Raw genomic sequence first — 15,522 nt, 5'->3', positions numbered from 1 at the left:
TCCTTGTCGTGTTCGGCATCGCGCTGTCGGTGGCGGCCGTGCATTTCACCGGCGGTACGACGACCGCGACGCTTGCCGGGGCTGAACACGCGCTCGCACGTTTTGCCGAAGACTTTCCAGACGAAAAGCCTGGGGCGGTCAGGCTGACATCCGACAGGCAAGCCGCCATTCTGGAACTCGACCCGCAGCGCTGCGGCATCGTCCAGAGCATCGGCGACTGTTTCCTAACCCGCATCGTCACGCCGCGGGATGTGCTCGCCCTGGTGCGGGAAGGTAATGTCTTGTCGCTGAAAATGGATGATTTCACCTGGAAAGGCGGGCGGTTTGCCTTCGCCGACGAGGCAGACGCGCTGAGCGTGGGGGCGGTGCTGCTGAGGCACGATCAGATCCGAGAGGCGGCGTGATGGACGATTACAATTTCCCGCAGGTCACCCAGCTTGCCATCCCGTTCTTCGTCACGGCGATCCTGATCGAGCTCTGGCTGGCACGCACCGGCCGCGCCAAGGGATCGTTCGAGACGCGCGACACGTTGGCCAGCCTGATGATGGGGACGGGCAATGTCGTCGCCGGCCTGCTGCTCGGTGTCGTATCCTACTGGGCGCTGCTGTGGCTTTGGCAGTTCCGTTTCTGCAATCTCGGCCTATCGATCTGGGTGTTTGTCGCCGCCTTCCTGCTCGATGATTTGCGTTACTATGTCTACCACCGCATCGCGCATCGGGTGCGCTGGGTTTGGGCCGAGCACGTCAACCATCATTCCAGCCAGCATTACAATCTCTCGACGGCGCTCCGGCAAAGCTGGACCGGCCTCTTCACCTTCATGTTCGTGCTGCAGGCGCCGCTGGTGCTGCTCGGCTTCCATCCGGCCGTCATTGCCTTCGTCTTCGGCTTCAACCTCGTCTGGCAGTTCTGGATCCACACCGAAACGATCGGCAAGATGTGGGGCTGGTTCGAATTCGTCTTCAACACGCCCTCGCACCACCGCGTCCACCACGCCACCAATCCGCGCTATCTGGACGCCAACTATGCCGGCACGCTGATCATCTGGGACCGCATGTTCGGCACTTTCGTCGCGGAACTGGACGAGGACCGGCCGCGCTACGGCATTGTCAAGAACATCGGCACCTTCAACCCGCTGAAGGTCGCCTTCCATGAATGGATCGGCATGTTCAAGGATGCGATGATGCCGGGACTGACGCTCGGCCAGCGTCTCAGCTATCTGATCCGGCCGCCAGGCTGGAGCCATGACGGCTCGCGCGATACGTCGGAGACGTTGAAGGCGGCCTATGTGCGGAGGAATCCGTCCGAAGCAGGAAAGCCGGGATTGCCGGCGGCGAGTGCCGAGCCGGCGGAGTAGCTATTCCGCTGCCTGCGCCTGCGAAGGCAGGCCCAGCCACACGCGACAATCGGCCAATGCGCGCGCCGTGATCGCGCGGCGCTTGGCAACGGTCTTGTCCTTGCCGCGCAGGCGCTTGCCTTCAGACTTTGGAGCCTCGACCGGCGGGAACAGGCCGAAATTGACGTTCATCGGCTGGAAGGAGCGCTTGCCCGGCTCGTCGTCGGAGACGATGTGGCCTCCGGTAATATGGTTGAGCAGCGCGCCGAAGGCCGTGGTCGACGGCGGCAGTGAGGCCGCCCGGCCGAGCCGTTCGGCCGCGGCGAAGCGGCCGGCGAGCAGGCCGATCGCGGCGCTTTCGACATAGCCTTCGCAACCGGTGATCTGGCCGGCAAAACGCAGGCCGGGGCGCGACTTCAGCTGCAGCGACGGATCGAGCAGCGTCGGCGAGTTGATATAAGTGTTGCGGTGCAGGCCGCCGAGGCGGGCGAATTCGGCATTCTCCAGTCCGGGAATGGTGCGGAAGATGCGGACCTGCTCGGCATGCTTCAGCTTGGTCTGGAAACCGACCATGTTGTAGAGCGTGCCCAGCGCATTGTCCTGGCGAAGCTGCACCACTGCATAGGCTTTGACCGACGGATTGTGGACGTTGGTCAGCCCCATCGGCTTCATCGGCCCGTAGCGCAGCGTCTCGACGCCGCGCTCGGCCATCACCTCGATCGGCAGGCAGCCGTCGAAATAGGGCGTGCCTTCCCACTGCTTGAACTCGGTTTTTTGGCCGTCCAGCAACGCCGCCACGAAGGCGAGATATTGCTCCTTGTCCATCGGGCAGTTGATGTAGTCCTTGCCGGTGCCGCCGGGGCCAACTTTGTCGTAGCGCGACTGGTACCAGCAGGTGTTCATGTCGATGGTGTCGAAATGCACGATCGGCGCGATGGCGTCGAAAAAGGCGAGCGCATCGGCGCCGGTTGCTTCGGCAATCGACTGCGCAAGCGAAGGCGCGGTCAGCGGACCGGTGGCGATGATCGCCTGGTCCCAATCCGCCGGCGGAAGTCCAGACACTTCCTCGCGCTGGATGGCAATCAGCGGATGCGCTTCGATTTTTGCGGTTACTGCCTCGGAAAAAGCGTCGCGGTCGACGGCTAAAGCGCCGCCGGCCGGGACTTGGTGCGCGTCGCCGGCGCTCATGATCAGCGAGCCGGCGAGCCGCATTTCGGCATGGAGCAAGCCAACTGCATTGGTCTCGGCGTCGTCCGAGCGGAACGAGTTGGAGCAGACGAGCTCGGCGAGCCCGTCGGTCTTGTGCGCGTCGGTGCCGCGCACCGGGCGCATCTCGTGCAGCACGACCGGCACGCCGGCTTCTGCGATCTGCCATGCGGCTTCGGAGCCGGCGAGGCCGCCGCCGATGACGTGAACGGGATCTTTGCTCATGAGCGCCGAGATAGTCGCTTGGCGCGGCGAATGCAATTGCCGGCTTCGACGGGCCGACTACCTCCAAAACAACAACACCCGCCGGGGGAGGAGGTCCGGCGGGTGTCGTTTTGGGGGTCGATCCTCGGGAGGAGGTGAAGATCGACCATATTCGTCATTGCCGGGGAGGAGGTCGGCTTTGACGAAATTCCTTCCGCCAATTGAAGGGGCGGATCCTTTCGGAGAACAACGCCCGCCGGGGGAGGAGGTCCGGCGGGCGCCGTTTCGGTGGTCAACCTTCGGGAGGAGGTAAAGGCTGACCGTATCCGTCAGGGTCGGGGAGGAGGTCGACCCTGGCGAGATTCCTTGTCAAACCGCCTTGCGGGCGATCATCTTGATCTCGTCGCGAACGATGCCGAGATCATTGAGCTGGCGGTTCGAAAGCCGACCCAGCTCAGAAACCGTCTCGCGATAAACGCGCCAGTTACGGTAGCTGCGGATCAGGTTCATTGTCTTGCTCTTCTCAAAAACTGGTTCGGACCATTCGCGGTCCGAAGCGGATTAGACCGCCTTGCGAGCGACGTAGTGAATGTCGCTGCGGCTGATGCCGAGGTCGGTCAGTTCACGGTTCGACAGGCGGCTCAGCTCGGAAACGGTGTCCCGGTAGCGGCGCCAGTTGCGGTAGTTGCGGATCAGGTTCATGGTAGTGCTCGTTTCGTCTTTGGTTCGGATCATTCCGTTTGTGTACGAACGGAAAATAGGCGGGGTCATATCGGTTTAAAAGTGCCATTGGTGCATGGCAGCAATGCAAATTGTGCAATGCAACATTAACGGCGATTCACGCTTGCGCCATAAGCAAGACCGAATCGGAAAATGCCGTTGCGTCAACGATTTGCGGCGCGCGGTTGTAAAATGGCCAAAGCTCGGGGGGAACGGATGGCGGGCTATGCGACGAAGGTGAGGGCCGATATCGCCCGCTGGCGGGCGGCGGGCCTGATCGACGCGCCGACGGCGGACGCATTAACGCGTGACGTTGCCGCCAACGATCGCGCCTCGCTGAGCTTCGGCTCTATCCTGGCGATGATGGCGGCGTTACTGTTCGGTGCCGCGATCCTGATCTTCGTCGCCGCCAACTGGGAAGCCATTCCGCGCCTGGCGCGCGTGACGGCGCTGTTTGCTGTCATCCTCGGCGGTTATGTCGCTGGCGCCGTTCTGAAGACACGCGACCATGCGGCGATCGGTGAGGCGCTATGGATCATCGCCGCCGCGGCCTTTGGCGGGTCAATCGCGCTGATCGGTCAGATGTATCATCTGTCGGGCGACGAGGCTTCGGCATTGCTGACGTGGTGCGCCGGCACGGCGCTGGCGGCGGTCGCATTGCGCTCGAACCCGCTCACCGTCGCCTCCGTCGGCATCGCCGATGCCTGGCTGTTCCTTAAATGGGGAGGATTTTTCCGCCGTGCCGAGTTCCCGCATCTCTTCGCCGCTATCGTGCTGGTGCTGTTCGCCATCTCATTCTGGACACGCAGCCAGGCGGCGCGGCACGTCATCATCCTTTCGATCGTATTCTATCTCCTGCTGCTGGCGATCGACCACAACACGCTCCAGGTCGCGATTCCGCTCGTGCTCGTCTCGATGCTGCTGTTCGCGGCAGCGATCTTTGTCGCCGAACCCGTCGACAGCGTCGTGCAACTCGGCGGCAGGCTGCCATTGCATGCGCTCATCGGCTTTCTTGCCGGCCTCGCAATGGTCCAGTTCGAACTGGCCGATGAGGCGAGCTACAACAGCGGCTTTGCCATTGCCTCGGCAGCCGCGCTTGCCGGCATCGTCGCGGCGATCATGCTCGGCGGCCGTGAAAGCAGAGGCTTGCGCTGGGTGGCGTATGCCGGCTTTGCCTTCGAGCTCGCCATTATCTATGTGGTGATGTTGCAGTCGATGCTCGACACGGCGGGCTTCTTCCTGTCCGCGGCCGTGCTGCTGGGAATACTGGCGCTGGTCATCATCCGCGTTGAAAAACGAATGAAGACGCCCGCCGGAGGAGCAGCGGCATGAGCGGCAAAAGACTGATCATCGCGGCGCTGGTGACGGCGCTTGTCCAAATCGGCTTGCTGGGCTGGATCATCGCCGGACGCGCGGCGATCCTGCGCAACGGCAAGGAGGTCCTGCTCAAGGTTGAGCCCGTTGACCCGCGCGATCTTCTGCGCGGCGATTATATCTCGCTTGGCTATGACATCTCGCGCATCCCGGTGAAGCTTATCGCCAACATTCCGCCGGGCAAGTTCACCAGCAACGACTCCGAGATCGTCGTCAGGTTGAAGAAGGCTGTGGACGGCTACTGGCAGCCGAGCGCGGCATGGTTCGATCAGGCGCCGGCGCCTGCCGCTTCCGATGAGGCCGACATTGTCGGGCATGTAGCGGATGGCTGGGATCTGCGCTCACCCGAGATGACGATCACGCCGGAATACGGGATCGAGCGTTTCTACCTGCCGGAGGGCAAGGGGATGGCGATCCAGAACGACATGCGCGTGCGGCCGTTCGGCGTCAAGCTGGCGCTCTCCGCCGATGGCAAGGCGCAGATCAAGGCGCTCATGGACGGCGACAAGACGCTGTTCGAGGAGCCGCTTTATTAGTGTGTTCGGGCCTGGGCGTCAGCGCGACGGTCCGGGTTAACGACGGTCCTGGTTATGGCCGGACATCGCCCGTCTCGGCGATGATTTTGGGATAGGGACCGATCGATATCGTATAGCTGAAGTCCGCTACGCCTTTCTCCTGCTTGTGTGTCGAGGGGCTGCGCACAATCCAGTCGTAGATGCCTGAGACGTTGCAGCGATCGTTGGCGCAGCTGACCGCAATGCTGTCATTGCGGACGTTGTATCCGCGTTCAGGCCATCGCTGGTAATAGCTCCTCTTGTCCTCAATGATCGAACTTAGGTTCGTCAACTTGCCATGATAGTCGACCGTGGGAGCGTAGGACGCCCGAGCCTGAGCAAGAGCGAAATCGTTGTTATCGCCATGATGCTCGATGAGATCCCTGACGAAGGCGACCGCAACGCTTTCCGGCTGTTGCCTGGCGTCGGGCGCAGGAGCGGACACGGACGCAGGATCCGGCGTCGTTGATACCTGCAATGCATCCGCTTGCGGCTGGTTCGCTGCGGCATTGGTCACACGCAACTCTGCCATTTCGCTGGCCGATAGGTACCGTATGTCATGCTTGTCATAGCTCGAAGCCAATTCCATCAGCTTGGGATCCGCTCCCATCTCGACCACATAGGATATGATTGCGGCCGTGCCGAACTGGAAACGGGCCTCCGCGTCTTCATTTGACATCCCGTCGGCCGGTTTGAGGGACGGCCGATGAACGCCGATGGAACCTGGTTCGGCAACGCGGTGGACGCCGCCCAGGAAGGCCAGTGAGCAGGCTGAAGCGCACTGCAATTGGCGAAGCTGAAAAGTATCCAACCCCGCCGCGCGGATCAGTCGCCCCAAGCGAATCGCACTGCCGACGTTGCCGCCGCGGGAGTTGAATACGATCATCCTGGCCCTGCTGCTCGCAACCGCGTTGCTGAAGGCGTTCAGGGGTTCATTGGCGCCAAACTCACCGGATACAAGAAGCATTGGCTGCTGGCCCGGAGAGGAAACCGAAGTGTACTCCAAGGCCTCAACGTGACATGTCGCTGCCGCGACAGCCGACCCAACCGCCAGAACCAGAGAAACTAGGCGCACAACCTGACAGAGCCCCAACCTGCCTGTTGCTGCGACTAAGAACCTGTTGACGCGCTATTTCAAGGGAATTGCACACGAAAAAGCGGATTGTCTGCTCGAGCCCTGCGTGCGCCGCCAGGAGTTGATGGCTCCGGTGCTTCCTGCCAAAGGTTCGGAGGACAGCTTCGCTCTGACGACCATAGGGTGGCGTACCACCCGAAGCTCGCCAGGCGAAGGGTGGTGCGGATGAAGGGACTCGAACCCCCACGCCTTTCGGCACTGGAACCTAAATCCAGGGCGTCTACCAATTCCGCCACATCCGCGTTCCCCGGCAATCCCATGTAGCCATCATTCTGTCAACGTCGGGGTCCAAGTCACCGTCATTCTCGTAATCGCGAAGATGGTTGAAAATTAGCCTAGCCTGTGACAAAAGGCGTGTCGAATGTGACGGGACGCGACTATCCGCTTCTGCCGAATGTAAGAAGAAGTAGGAAAAACAAAGACTTCTTCACATTTTGGAAGCGCAGTTCAGGAGAGTTTGAGCCGCATTGGCGGTCAAATCACCAGGTTCCGTACCAAAGCCATTTCCGGCAAGAATATACCGGCAGGCTGTAAACGGCTAAGGACCGTTTGGCAGCCTCGTTGGTGAAAACAAAGGTTTTAGGATGCAGGTCACCGAAACGCTCAACTCCGGTCTCAAGCGCGAGATCAAGATCACCGTGCCGGCCGGTGACATGGAAGCCAAGCTGATGGCGCGGCTGAACGACGCCCGCGGCAAGGTGCGGATCAACGGTTTCCGCCCGGGCAAGGTGCCGGTGCAGCACCTGCGCAAGATGTACGGCAAGTCGTTCATGGCCGAGGTGGTCAACGAGATCCTCAACGACTCGACCCGCTCGATCATCTCGGGCCGCGGCGAAAAGGCCGCCATGCAGCCTGAAGTCATCATGACCGAGGACGAGAAGGAGGCGGAGAAGATCCTGGCCGGCGGCGCCGACTTCGAGTTCCGCCTCAATTACGAGGTCATCCCGGCCATCGAGGTCAAGGATTTCTCCGACATCAAGGTGACGCGCCAGGTTTACGACGTGCCGGAATCGGAGGTCGACGACCAGGTGAAGCGGGTCGCTGAATCGGCTCGCAGCTACGAGCCCAAGGAGGGCAAGGCCGCCGAAGGCGATCGCGTGAGCATCGATTATGTCGGCAAGATCGGCGGCGAGGCGTTCGCCGGCGGCGCCGGCACCGACCAGCCGCTGGTGCTGGGCTCGAAAGAGTTCATCCCGGGCTTCGAGGACCAACTGGTCGGCACCAAGGCGGGCGATGAGAAGCAGGTCACGGTGACCTTCCCGGAGAACTACCAGGCAGCGCATCTGGCCGGCAAGGAAGCCACCTTCGACGTCACCGTCAAGGAAGTGGCCAAGCCCGGCGCGCTCGAGATCAATGACGAGACGGCCAAGAACCTTGGCCTGGAATCGCTGGAGCGCCTGCGCGAGATCGTGCGCGGCCAGATCGAGAACCAGTTCGGTTCCATGACCCGCCAGAAGGTGAAGCGCCAGCTGCTCGACCAGCTCGATGCCGCCTATTCCTTCGAGGCACCGTCGAAGCTCGTCGAGGCCGAGTTCAACAACATCTGGGCGCAGGTCAACCGCGACCTCGAAGCCGCCGGCCGTACCTTTGCCGACGAAGAAACGACGGAGGAAGAGGCGCGCGCCGAATATATGCGGCTGGCCGAACGTCGCGTGCGTCTCGGCTTGGTTCTTGCCGAGATCGGCGAGAAGGCCGGGGTCACCGTGTCGGACGATGAACTGCAGCGCGGCCTGTTCGAGCAGGTTCGCCGCTTCCCGGCCAACCAGCAGCAGGAAGCTTTCGAGTTCTACCGCAGCAACCCCGAGGCGATTAATTCGCTCCGCGCGCCGATGTTCGAGGAAAAGGTCGTCGACTATTTGCTGGGCCAGATTTCGGTCGAGGACGTGAAGGTCAGCAAGGAAGAGCTGATGGCGGACGACGAGGAGGCCGAGAGCGCCAGCAAGGCGAAGCCGGCGAAGAAGGCTTCCTCCAAGAAAGCCGAGGCCAAGGCCGGCGAAGCAGCCGGTGAGGCGGAAGAGCCCAAGAAGAAGGCCGCGCCGAAGAAGAAGGCCGCCAAGCACGCCGAGTAAAACCGGCGATAAGCTGATTTCGAAAGGCCGCCCACGAGGCGGCCTTTTTCGTTCATGTTCTCTGTTGTTGCTGCGGGGCAACACCACCCGCTTCAGATGAATGCACGCTGCTGGCGATACCGAACATTGATGATTATCTGCTCGATATCACATTGCGCAGGGTCGTTTGGAGGCGTCGGTGGGTGTGGCATTCACGATGAGGGGCGTGGTCGTTACCGCGGCGCTCTTGCTTGCCGCGGCCGGTGTGGCAGAGGCCGGACCCGATCTCGGCAACTGGCGCGTCGACGCGGGCAACGACGGCCAGGTCACTGCGTCGCTATACGCCACCAACAAGCTGATCACCGGCGGCGGCGCGCTGGGCTACAGTCCGGTGCTGACGCTGGCCTGTCGACCGGACGGCGAACCGCGTTGGAGCGAATGGCTGCAACTCAACGATTCAGTCTCCGCCAGCCGCAAGATCACCATGTCGGTCATGGTCGATGGCGGCGGCAAGTTCGATGAAAGCTGGTCTGTCGGCCCACGCGGTAAAATGCTGGTCAGGGACGGAGCCGATGGCATCAAGCGGCTGGTTTCGGCGAGCCGGCTGTTGCTGTCATGGCGCTTCGGCCTGCTGTCGGGACGCGGCGAGGCCGATTTCGAACTCGCCGGACTGTCCGAGGCGATCGGACAGATGGCTGCAAGCTGCAATACCGATCCGCCGTGACTCTCAGCACACGGCCTAAAACGCGTCGCGAGGAGCCGGACTCAGGCGACGCGCTTTAGGTCCGTGTTTTGATGCATGTCGTTCTGCCAGAACCGCTGCGGAGCTTGGGCGACGTGCACCTTTGCACAAATTGCCGTTTCTACCCATTGGCTTGATACTGTGGTATGTAGATGCCGCAATTCCATTGGTGGGACCACGGATATTCCGCTGTACCGTGCAGGCCGCCCCAGCGCAGCTGGCGTGGTGCGGATCGTCCGGCGCAGATGACGATCGATCAGGGAGGAATGCCATGCGCGCAATCGCACTTTTCATCGCCTCGGCGGCCACGATCTTCATTGCAAGCCCTTCGCGGGCGCAGGATGCAGCCGCAGGCGAGAAGGTCTTCACCAAGTGCAAGGTCTGCCACATTGCAGACCAGGACCAGAACAAGGTCGGCCCGTCTCTGCACGGCGTCATCGGGCGCACGGCGGGCACGCATCCCGGTTTCACCTTTTCCCCTGCTATGATCGAGGCCGGAAAATCCGGCATCAAATGGGATGAGCCCACGCTGACGAAGTATCTTCAAGACCCCAGGGGCATGATCAAAGGGACGAAGATGGTGTTTCCCGGCCTCAAGAACGATCAGGACGTAGCCAACGTCATTGCTTACCTGAAACAGTTTTCGAAGTAAGCGGGCCCTTCCAGGCCCGTCGGTGGCGCCGGCTCGCTCCGACCGAGGGCGGCCGGCATGACGCTGCTGGAATGCCGCCGCCGGCCCTGTCATGCAGGCAGCGCAAAGAATCCCAGCACCAACAGAATGGCTATGCCAAGGCCGAGTATGAGAAGCGTTCGCGTGTCCATGACGTTCGCCTTCGACCAGGCGCATGACCCCGAAATCGGGAAAGGATCACGGGCCAATCAAAGTGATCCAGCCTCCTTTGCGCGTACCGGAGGCACTGCGTTGTAGTTGTATAAGAATACCGCAAAAAAACCTCTCGAACCAGCGTGGAGCTCTGGCCGGCCACCGCACCCTCGTTCCAATGAAAAGAGACAAATCGGGCGCAATGGAGTATGTTGGCTGCCGGTGCAGGTCGCGGTTTTGCGTGGCCAACCATGCAGAGCGGTAGCACCGCGAATCCGCGACCTTGCCGGACCCTGGTCTGGAGGAATGGTCATGGCAAGCTTTCACGTCATTGCAGGCGCTAGCGAAACGCTCGAGCATACCAGAGTGAGAAAGATCGGCCTTTCCGATCTTTTCGACGCGCTCAGGCGCGGTGTCGACGATTTCATGGTGAAACCCTCGCATATCGTGTTTCTGTGCATGATCTATCCGCTCGTCGGCGTGGTGCTTGCTACCTGGACATCGGGAGCGAACGCGCTGCCACTGCTGTTTCCGCTGGTGTCCGGTTTTGCGCTGATCGGCCCATTCGCGGCGATCGGTCTTTACGAGATCAGCCGCAGACGGGAAGCCGGGCTCGATGCATCCTGGCGCCATGCCTTCGAGGTCAGGAACTCCCCGGCGCTGCCGGCCATCGCCGCGGTCGGGATCATGCTGTTCGCGATCTTCATCGCGTGGCTTTTGACCGCCAAAATCTTCTACGAGCAGCTGTTCGGTCCCGCGCCCCCGGCATCGCTGTCCAGTTTCATCGCTGACATATTCGCCACCGGGCGCGGTTGGACCCTGATCGTGCTGGGTCACGCCATCGGATTCGTCTTCGCCGTGGTTGTGTTGTGCACCACCGTGGTGGCTTTTCCGCTGCTGCTTGATCGCGATGTCGGCGCCTACGAAGCCATTCACACTTCCGTACGCGTAGTGCTGGCGAACCCCATCGTAATGGCCGTCTGGGGACTGATCGTCGCCGTTGGGCTGATCGTCGGCTCACTGCCGGTGTTCGCGGGGCTGGCGGTTGTGCTGCCAGTCCTCGGCCATGCCACCTGGCACGTGTATCGTAAGGTCGTGGAAGCGCCGGCCGCCGCCCCAAGACCGGCGAACTCGTAGACCCTGTCGAGCACGGGCTGGAGTGCCGGTGCTCTCACAGGGCCGGGTGGCTGAAGCGTGCCCGACGCGCTCCTGTGGTCAGGTCGCGGAAATCCTTGCCGCTGACATGCACAAGGGTCTTGTGGTCGCCGCCCTCGAAGTAGATATCGGCGGCGTCGCCGAGGCTTTCGTCCAAAATGACCGGCACGTCATAGGCCGCGCCGATCGGCGGCACGGCGCCGATATCGCAATCATCGAAGAGCGAGACCACCTCGTCTTCGGAAGCGAGCCCGAGGCGCTTGTCCATGACGTCCTGGAGCTTGGCGAGTTCGATCCTGTGGGTGCTTGGGACCACGGCCAGCGCATAGCCGAGTTCGTGGTGAACGACCACGGACTTGGCCATCATGCTGCCGGGCACGTGGGCGGCAATGGCGGCCTGCCTGCTGGTTGCAGTCCGATGGTGCGCGACGGTGTCGTACGGGATTCCCTTGCCGTCTATGAAATTCCTCAGTCTGTTCGCTATCGTCATTTTCCGCGTCCTTTGCTTGAGTTCACGACGCATATAAAAACCAAACCGCCGGTTGTTTCGAGGCACCGGCCATTTCGGGCTGATTAGGCTGCGGTTTATCCGAACCGCGCGTCAGGGGCCTGGCCCGAAAAACGCGATACGGGTCAGCAGCGTATAGTCGGCCTCGAAGACCATCATCGCCACGAAGACCAGCACCAATATCGGCGGCAGGATGATCGCGTACATCATCGCCAACCGTTCCCAGGCCATGTGCATGAAGACGGCCACGATCAGTCCTGCCTTGAGCATCATGAAGATCAGGATCAGCGACCATCTGAGATAGCCGTGCAGGCCGAAATAGTCGACCATATAGGAGCAGGCGCTGAGAATGAACAGCCACACCCAGACCACCAGATAGAGCCTGATCGGGTGTTCCTGATGCGTGTCCGACTTGCCGGCGGTCGCCGCATCGTGGGTGGAGTGCAGTGCCTGTTGTCCGAGACCGTTTGCGGTTGCTTCAGCCATTTCGTCCTCTCAACAAAGCCTACCCTCTCACCAAAGATAGAAGAAGGCGAAGATGAACACCCAGACCAGGTCGACGAAGTGCCAGTAGAGTCCCATGATCTCGACATTCTCGTAGTGGCCCCGGCGACTGGTGAAAAACCCTGGACGCCCGATGTCGTAATCGCCGCGCCAGACTTTTCGCGCCACGATGATCAGGAAGATGACCCCGATGGTGACGTGCGTGCCGTGGAAGCCGGTGATCATGAAAAAGCATGAGCCGAATTGCGCGGCTCCCCAGGGATTGCCCCAGGGCCGCACTCCTTCGGTGATGAGCTTGGTCCATTCGAAGGCCTGCATGCCGACGAAGGTTGCGCCGAGCGCGGCGGTCAAAAGCATCAGGATCGCGGTTTTGCGGCGATCGCGGCGGTAGCCGAAATTGACCGCCATGGCCATGGTGCCGCTGCTGGAGATCAGCACGAAGGTCATGATGGCGATCAGGATCAGCGGGACCTCCGACCCGCCGATGTGCAGCGCGAAGACCTTGCTTGGGTTGGGCCACGGCACGCGCGTCGACATGCGGGCGGTCATGTAGGAGAGCAGGAAGCAGCCGAAGATGAAGGTGTCGCTGAGCAGGAAGATCCACATCATGGCCTTGCCCCAGGACACGTTCTTGAACGCGCGCTGATCCGAGGCCCAGTCGGCGGCAATCCCGCGCCAGCCCTGGGGGCGATCCAACTGGCTGCTATCCGTCAGTGTCGTCTCGGTCATCGCCAGTCTCCTAGGTCAGCAGCCGTTGGCAAATGCTCACGAATGTCGCCGCCCAGCCGGCCAGGACGGCGAAGATGCCGAGCCAGACGAAAAGCAGGAAATGCCAGTACATCGCGCAGAGCTCGATCCCGAGGCGAAGCCGCTGCGGCCGGGCGCCCGTCCAGGCGCCGATGCTCGTCCTGCCAAGGCCGACCAGCCCGCCCAGTATGTGCAGGCCGTGCATGGCGGTGATCAGATAGAAGAAGCTGTTGGCCGGGTTGGAGTCCAGCAGGTAGCCGTCATCGGTCAGCTGCCGCCACGCGATCAGTTGGCCGATCAGGAAGGCGAGGGCGGTCAGCCCGGCCGTCGCAAGACCGAGCCTGACCATATCCGTCTGGCCTCTGCGCGCCGCGATCACGGCGCATTGCAGCGCGACGCTGCTCAGCACTAGCACGCCGGTGTTCAGCCAGAGCAGGCGCGGCAGCGGCAGAGGCCGCCAGTCCGGCAGACCCATGCGCATGAAATAGGCGCTGGTGAACAGCGAAAACAGACACCCGACGACCGCGAGGAAGACACCGAGGCCGATCTTGGCGGTGGGCAGGGCCGATCGCTCGAGGCCGACGAAGTCCCCGGCCAAGCCTTGCTCGAGCCACGGCTTCGCGGTCAGCCGCTGGTGCGAGAGCCACCATCCGGCAAAGCCGGCGATCACCAGCAGGAAGACCAGGATGACGCTCATGCCGGCTCCCTCGATGGGATGAAGGAGCCCGGCACGTTCTGCGGGATGAAATCCTCCTTCGCGCCCGGCACGCTATAGTCATAGGCCCAACGATAGACGATCGGCAGCTCCTTGCCGAAATTGCCGTGCGCCGGCGGCGTCTGCGGCGTCTGCCACTCGAGCGTCGTTGCCCGCCACGGATTGCCGCCGGCGTCACGGCCGTGACGGATGCTCCAGATCAGGTTGAACAGGAACACCATCTGGGCGAAGCCGACCAAGAAGGCCATGATGCTGATGAACGAATTCAGATGATGGGCCGACTCCGTCATGATCGTCATGTCTGTCAGTTCGGCGTAGCGGCGCGGTACACCAATCAGGCCGATATAGTGCATGGGGAAGAAGATCAGGTAGGCGCCGAGGAAGGTGACCCAGAAGTGAAACTGGCCGAGCGCCTCGTCCAGCATCCGTCCGGTGACCTTCGGATACCAGTGATAGATCGCGCCGAAGATCACCAGGATCGGGGCGACACCCATCACCATGTGGAAATGGGCAACGACGAACATCGTGTCCGACAGGGGAACGTCGACGACGACATTGCCGAGGAACAGCCCCGTCAACCCGCCATTGACGAAGGTGACGATGAAGGCGAGCGCGAAAAGCATTGGTATGGAGAGATGAATGTCGCCGCGCCACAGGGTCAGCACCCAGTTATAGACCTTGATGGCGGTCGGAACGGCTATGATCAACGTCGTCGTGGCGAAGAAGAAGCCGAAATAAGGGTGCATGCCGCTGACATACATGTGGTGCGCCCAGACCACGAAGCTCAGCGCGCCGATGGCGATGATCGCCCAGACCATCATTCGGTAGCCGAAGATGTTCTTGCGTGCGTGCGTGCTGATGAGGTCGGACACGATGCCGAAGGCCGGCAGGGCCACGATGTAGACTTCCGGATGGCCGAAGAACCAGAACAGATGCTGAAACAGGATCGGGCTGCCGCCACTGTGCTGCAACTGTTGGCCCATCTCGACGATCGCCGGCATGAAGAAGGAGGTGCCGAGCGCGCGGTCGAGCAGCATCATCACACAAGCAACGAACAGCGCCGGGAAGGCGAGCAGAGCCATGACGGTGGCGGTGAAGATGCCCCATACGGTGAGCGGCAGGCGCATCAAGGTCATACCCCGCGTGCGGCCCTGCAGCACCGTCACAACATAGTTCAAGCCACCCATGGTGAAGCCGATGATGAACAGGATGAGCGAAGAGAGCATCAGGATGATGCCCCAGTCCTGGCCACCGGGCGTGCCGGTCATGATCGCCTGCGGCGGGTAGAGCGTCCAGCCGGCGCCGGTCGGTCCGCCGGGCGCAAAGAAGCTTGCGACGAGAACGAGCACCGCCAACAGGTAGACCCAGTAGCTCAGCATGTTGACATAGGGGAAGACCATGTCGCGGGCGCCGACCATCAGCGGGATGAGATAGTTGCCGAAGCCGCCGAGGAAGAGTGCGGTGAGCAGGTAGATCACCATGATCATGCCGTGCATGGTGATGAACTGGTAGTAGGCCTCCGGAGTAATGAAATCGAACGTGCCGGGGAAGCCGAGCTGCAGGCGCATCAGCCAGGACAGGAACAGCGCTACAAAGCCGATCGCCGTTGCCGTTGCCGAATACTGGATCGCTATGACCTTGGCGTCCTGCGAGAAGACGTATTTCGTCCACCAACTGTGCGGATGGTACAGTTCCATTTCCCCGACTTCGGCGGGGGGAACGGCATCTGCGGGTGTGACGTCGACCATGGGAGC

At 61.7% G+C, this 15,522-nt stretch carries 17 protein-coding genes and 1 tRNA gene; 8 read left to right on the top strand and 10 right to left on the bottom strand.

All coding sequences use genetic code 11. From position 1 onward, the window contains the following. Together EOA32_RS08385 and EOA32_RS08380 are read left to right on the top strand one after the other, a co-directional pair. Positions 1-404, top strand: a 404-nt coding sequence (locus EOA32_RS08385; RefSeq protein ID WP_128371452.1) for a hypothetical protein, incomplete at its 5' end; no start/stop codon positions are given. Then, on the top strand, positions 404-1,354 hold the full coding sequence (locus tag EOA32_RS08380; RefSeq protein WP_189407004.1) for a sterol desaturase family protein: 951 nt from the start codon (positions 404-406) through the stop codon (positions 1,352-1,354). The genes EOA32_RS08385 and EOA32_RS08380, both read left to right, overlap by 1 nt. Here EOA32_RS08380 and trmFO read toward each other — a convergent pair whose 3' ends face one another. The 3 genes from trmFO to EOA32_RS08365 form a co-directional block, all read right to left on the bottom strand. Next, positions 1,355-2,764 (bottom strand): methylenetetrahydrofolate--tRNA-(uracil(54)-C(5))-methyltransferase (FADH(2)-oxidizing) TrmFO, encoded by a 1,410-nt coding sequence (gene trmFO / locus EOA32_RS08375; protein WP_067000028.1) that lies wholly within the window; start codon positions 2,762-2,764, stop codon positions 1,355-1,357. Positions 2,765-3,112: 348 nt separating this feature from the next. Then, entirely contained in the window at positions 3,113-3,253 is a 141-nt protein-coding gene (locus EOA32_RS08370) for a DUF1127 domain-containing protein (RefSeq protein ID WP_067000031.1), read from the bottom strand. Between the two features lie 51 nt (positions 3,254-3,304). Further along, a complete protein-coding gene (locus EOA32_RS08365) occupies positions 3,305-3,445 on the bottom strand; it encodes a DUF1127 domain-containing protein (protein ID WP_006335194.1) in 141 nt (46 codons plus the stop codon). A 234-nt stretch (positions 3,446-3,679) separates the two neighbouring features. Between EOA32_RS08365 and EOA32_RS08360 the strand changes: the two genes are divergently transcribed. Together EOA32_RS08360 and EOA32_RS08355 are read left to right on the top strand one after the other, a co-directional pair. After that, a complete protein-coding gene (locus EOA32_RS08360) occupies positions 3,680-4,795 on the top strand; it encodes a DUF2157 domain-containing protein (protein WP_095780730.1) in 1,116 nt (371 codons plus the stop codon). Further along, entirely contained in the window at positions 4,792-5,373 is a 582-nt protein-coding gene (locus tag EOA32_RS08355; RefSeq protein ID WP_095778412.1) for a GDYXXLXY domain-containing protein, read from the top strand. The genes EOA32_RS08360 and EOA32_RS08355 overlap by 4 nt, the downstream gene beginning before the upstream one ends. A 52-nt stretch (positions 5,374-5,425) precedes the next feature. Here the strand turns inward: EOA32_RS08355 and EOA32_RS08350 are convergent, their stop codons facing one another. After that, positions 5,426-6,358, bottom strand: a complete 933-nt coding sequence (locus EOA32_RS08350) for a hypothetical protein (RefSeq protein ID WP_128371450.1) — start codon at positions 6,356-6,358, stop codon at positions 5,426-5,428. Between the two features lie 325 nt (positions 6,359-6,683). Further along, a tRNA-Leu gene (locus EOA32_RS08345) sits at positions 6,684-6,768 on the bottom strand. Positions 6,769-7,110: 342 nt separating this feature from the next. On the opposite strand from EOA32_RS08345, the gene tig reads away from it, so the two are divergent. The 4 genes from tig (at position 7,111) to EOA32_RS08325 (ending at position 11,276) form a co-directional block, all read left to right on the top strand. Continuing rightward, a complete protein-coding gene (tig, locus tag EOA32_RS08340; RefSeq protein ID WP_128371449.1) occupies positions 7,111-8,595 on the top strand; it encodes a trigger factor in 1,485 nt (494 codons plus the stop codon). Between the two features lie 196 nt (positions 8,596-8,791). Then, positions 8,792-9,298, top strand: coding sequence for a hypothetical protein (locus tag EOA32_RS08335; RefSeq protein WP_095780726.1), 507 nt, complete (start codon positions 8,792-8,794; stop codon positions 9,296-9,298). Between the two features lie 289 nt (positions 9,299-9,587). Further along, a complete protein-coding gene (locus EOA32_RS08330; protein ID WP_067000047.1) occupies positions 9,588-9,968 on the top strand; it encodes a cytochrome c family protein in 381 nt (126 codons plus the stop codon). Positions 9,969-10,451: 483 nt separating this feature from the next. Then, positions 10,452-11,276 carry a DUF2189 domain-containing protein gene (locus EOA32_RS08325; protein ID WP_128371448.1) on the top strand — a complete coding sequence of 275 codons (825 nt, stop codon included), beginning with the start codon at positions 10,452-10,454 and terminating at the stop codon, positions 11,274-11,276. A gap of 34 nt (positions 11,277-11,310) precedes the next feature. Here the strand turns inward: EOA32_RS08325 and EOA32_RS08320 are convergent, their stop codons facing one another. The 5 genes from EOA32_RS08320 to EOA32_RS08300 all read right to left on the bottom strand — a co-directional run bounded on the left by EOA32_RS08320 (position 11,311) and on the right by EOA32_RS08300 (position 15,516). Further along, entirely contained in the window at positions 11,311-11,784 is a 474-nt protein-coding gene (locus EOA32_RS08320; RefSeq protein ID WP_067325364.1) for an aminoacyl-tRNA deacylase, read from the bottom strand. Positions 11,785-11,895: 111 nt separating this feature from the next. Next, complete coding sequence (locus tag EOA32_RS08315; protein ID WP_082953928.1) at positions 11,896-12,288, bottom strand: cytochrome C oxidase subunit IV family protein; 393 nt, start codon at positions 12,286-12,288, stop codon at positions 11,896-11,898. A 27-nt stretch (positions 12,289-12,315) separates the two neighbouring features. Next, a complete protein-coding gene (locus EOA32_RS08310) occupies positions 12,316-13,035 on the bottom strand; it encodes a heme-copper oxidase subunit III family protein (protein ID WP_128371447.1) in 720 nt (239 codons plus the stop codon). 10 nt (positions 13,036-13,045) lie between these two features. After that, on the bottom strand, positions 13,046-13,750 hold the full coding sequence (locus tag EOA32_RS08305) for a cytochrome c oxidase subunit 3 (protein WP_067000057.1): 705 nt from the start codon (positions 13,748-13,750) through the stop codon (positions 13,046-13,048). Beyond that, positions 13,747-15,516: a cbb3-type cytochrome c oxidase subunit I gene (locus EOA32_RS08300; protein WP_095779206.1), complete on the bottom strand. Its 1,770-nt coding sequence runs from the start codon at positions 15,514-15,516 to the stop codon at positions 13,747-13,749. Before EOA32_RS08300 ends, EOA32_RS08305 begins: the two co-directional genes overlap by 4 nt. Between the last annotated feature and the right edge of the window lie 6 nt (positions 15,517-15,522).

Source organism: Mesorhizobium sp. M1A.F.Ca.ET.072.01.1.1, from assembly GCF_004023325.1.
Taxonomy (GTDB): domain Bacteria; phylum Pseudomonadota; class Alphaproteobacteria; order Rhizobiales; family Rhizobiaceae; genus Mesorhizobium.
The sequence above is the reverse complement of the archived record's forward strand: the minus strand, read 5'-3'. Positions and strand labels throughout refer to the sequence as shown.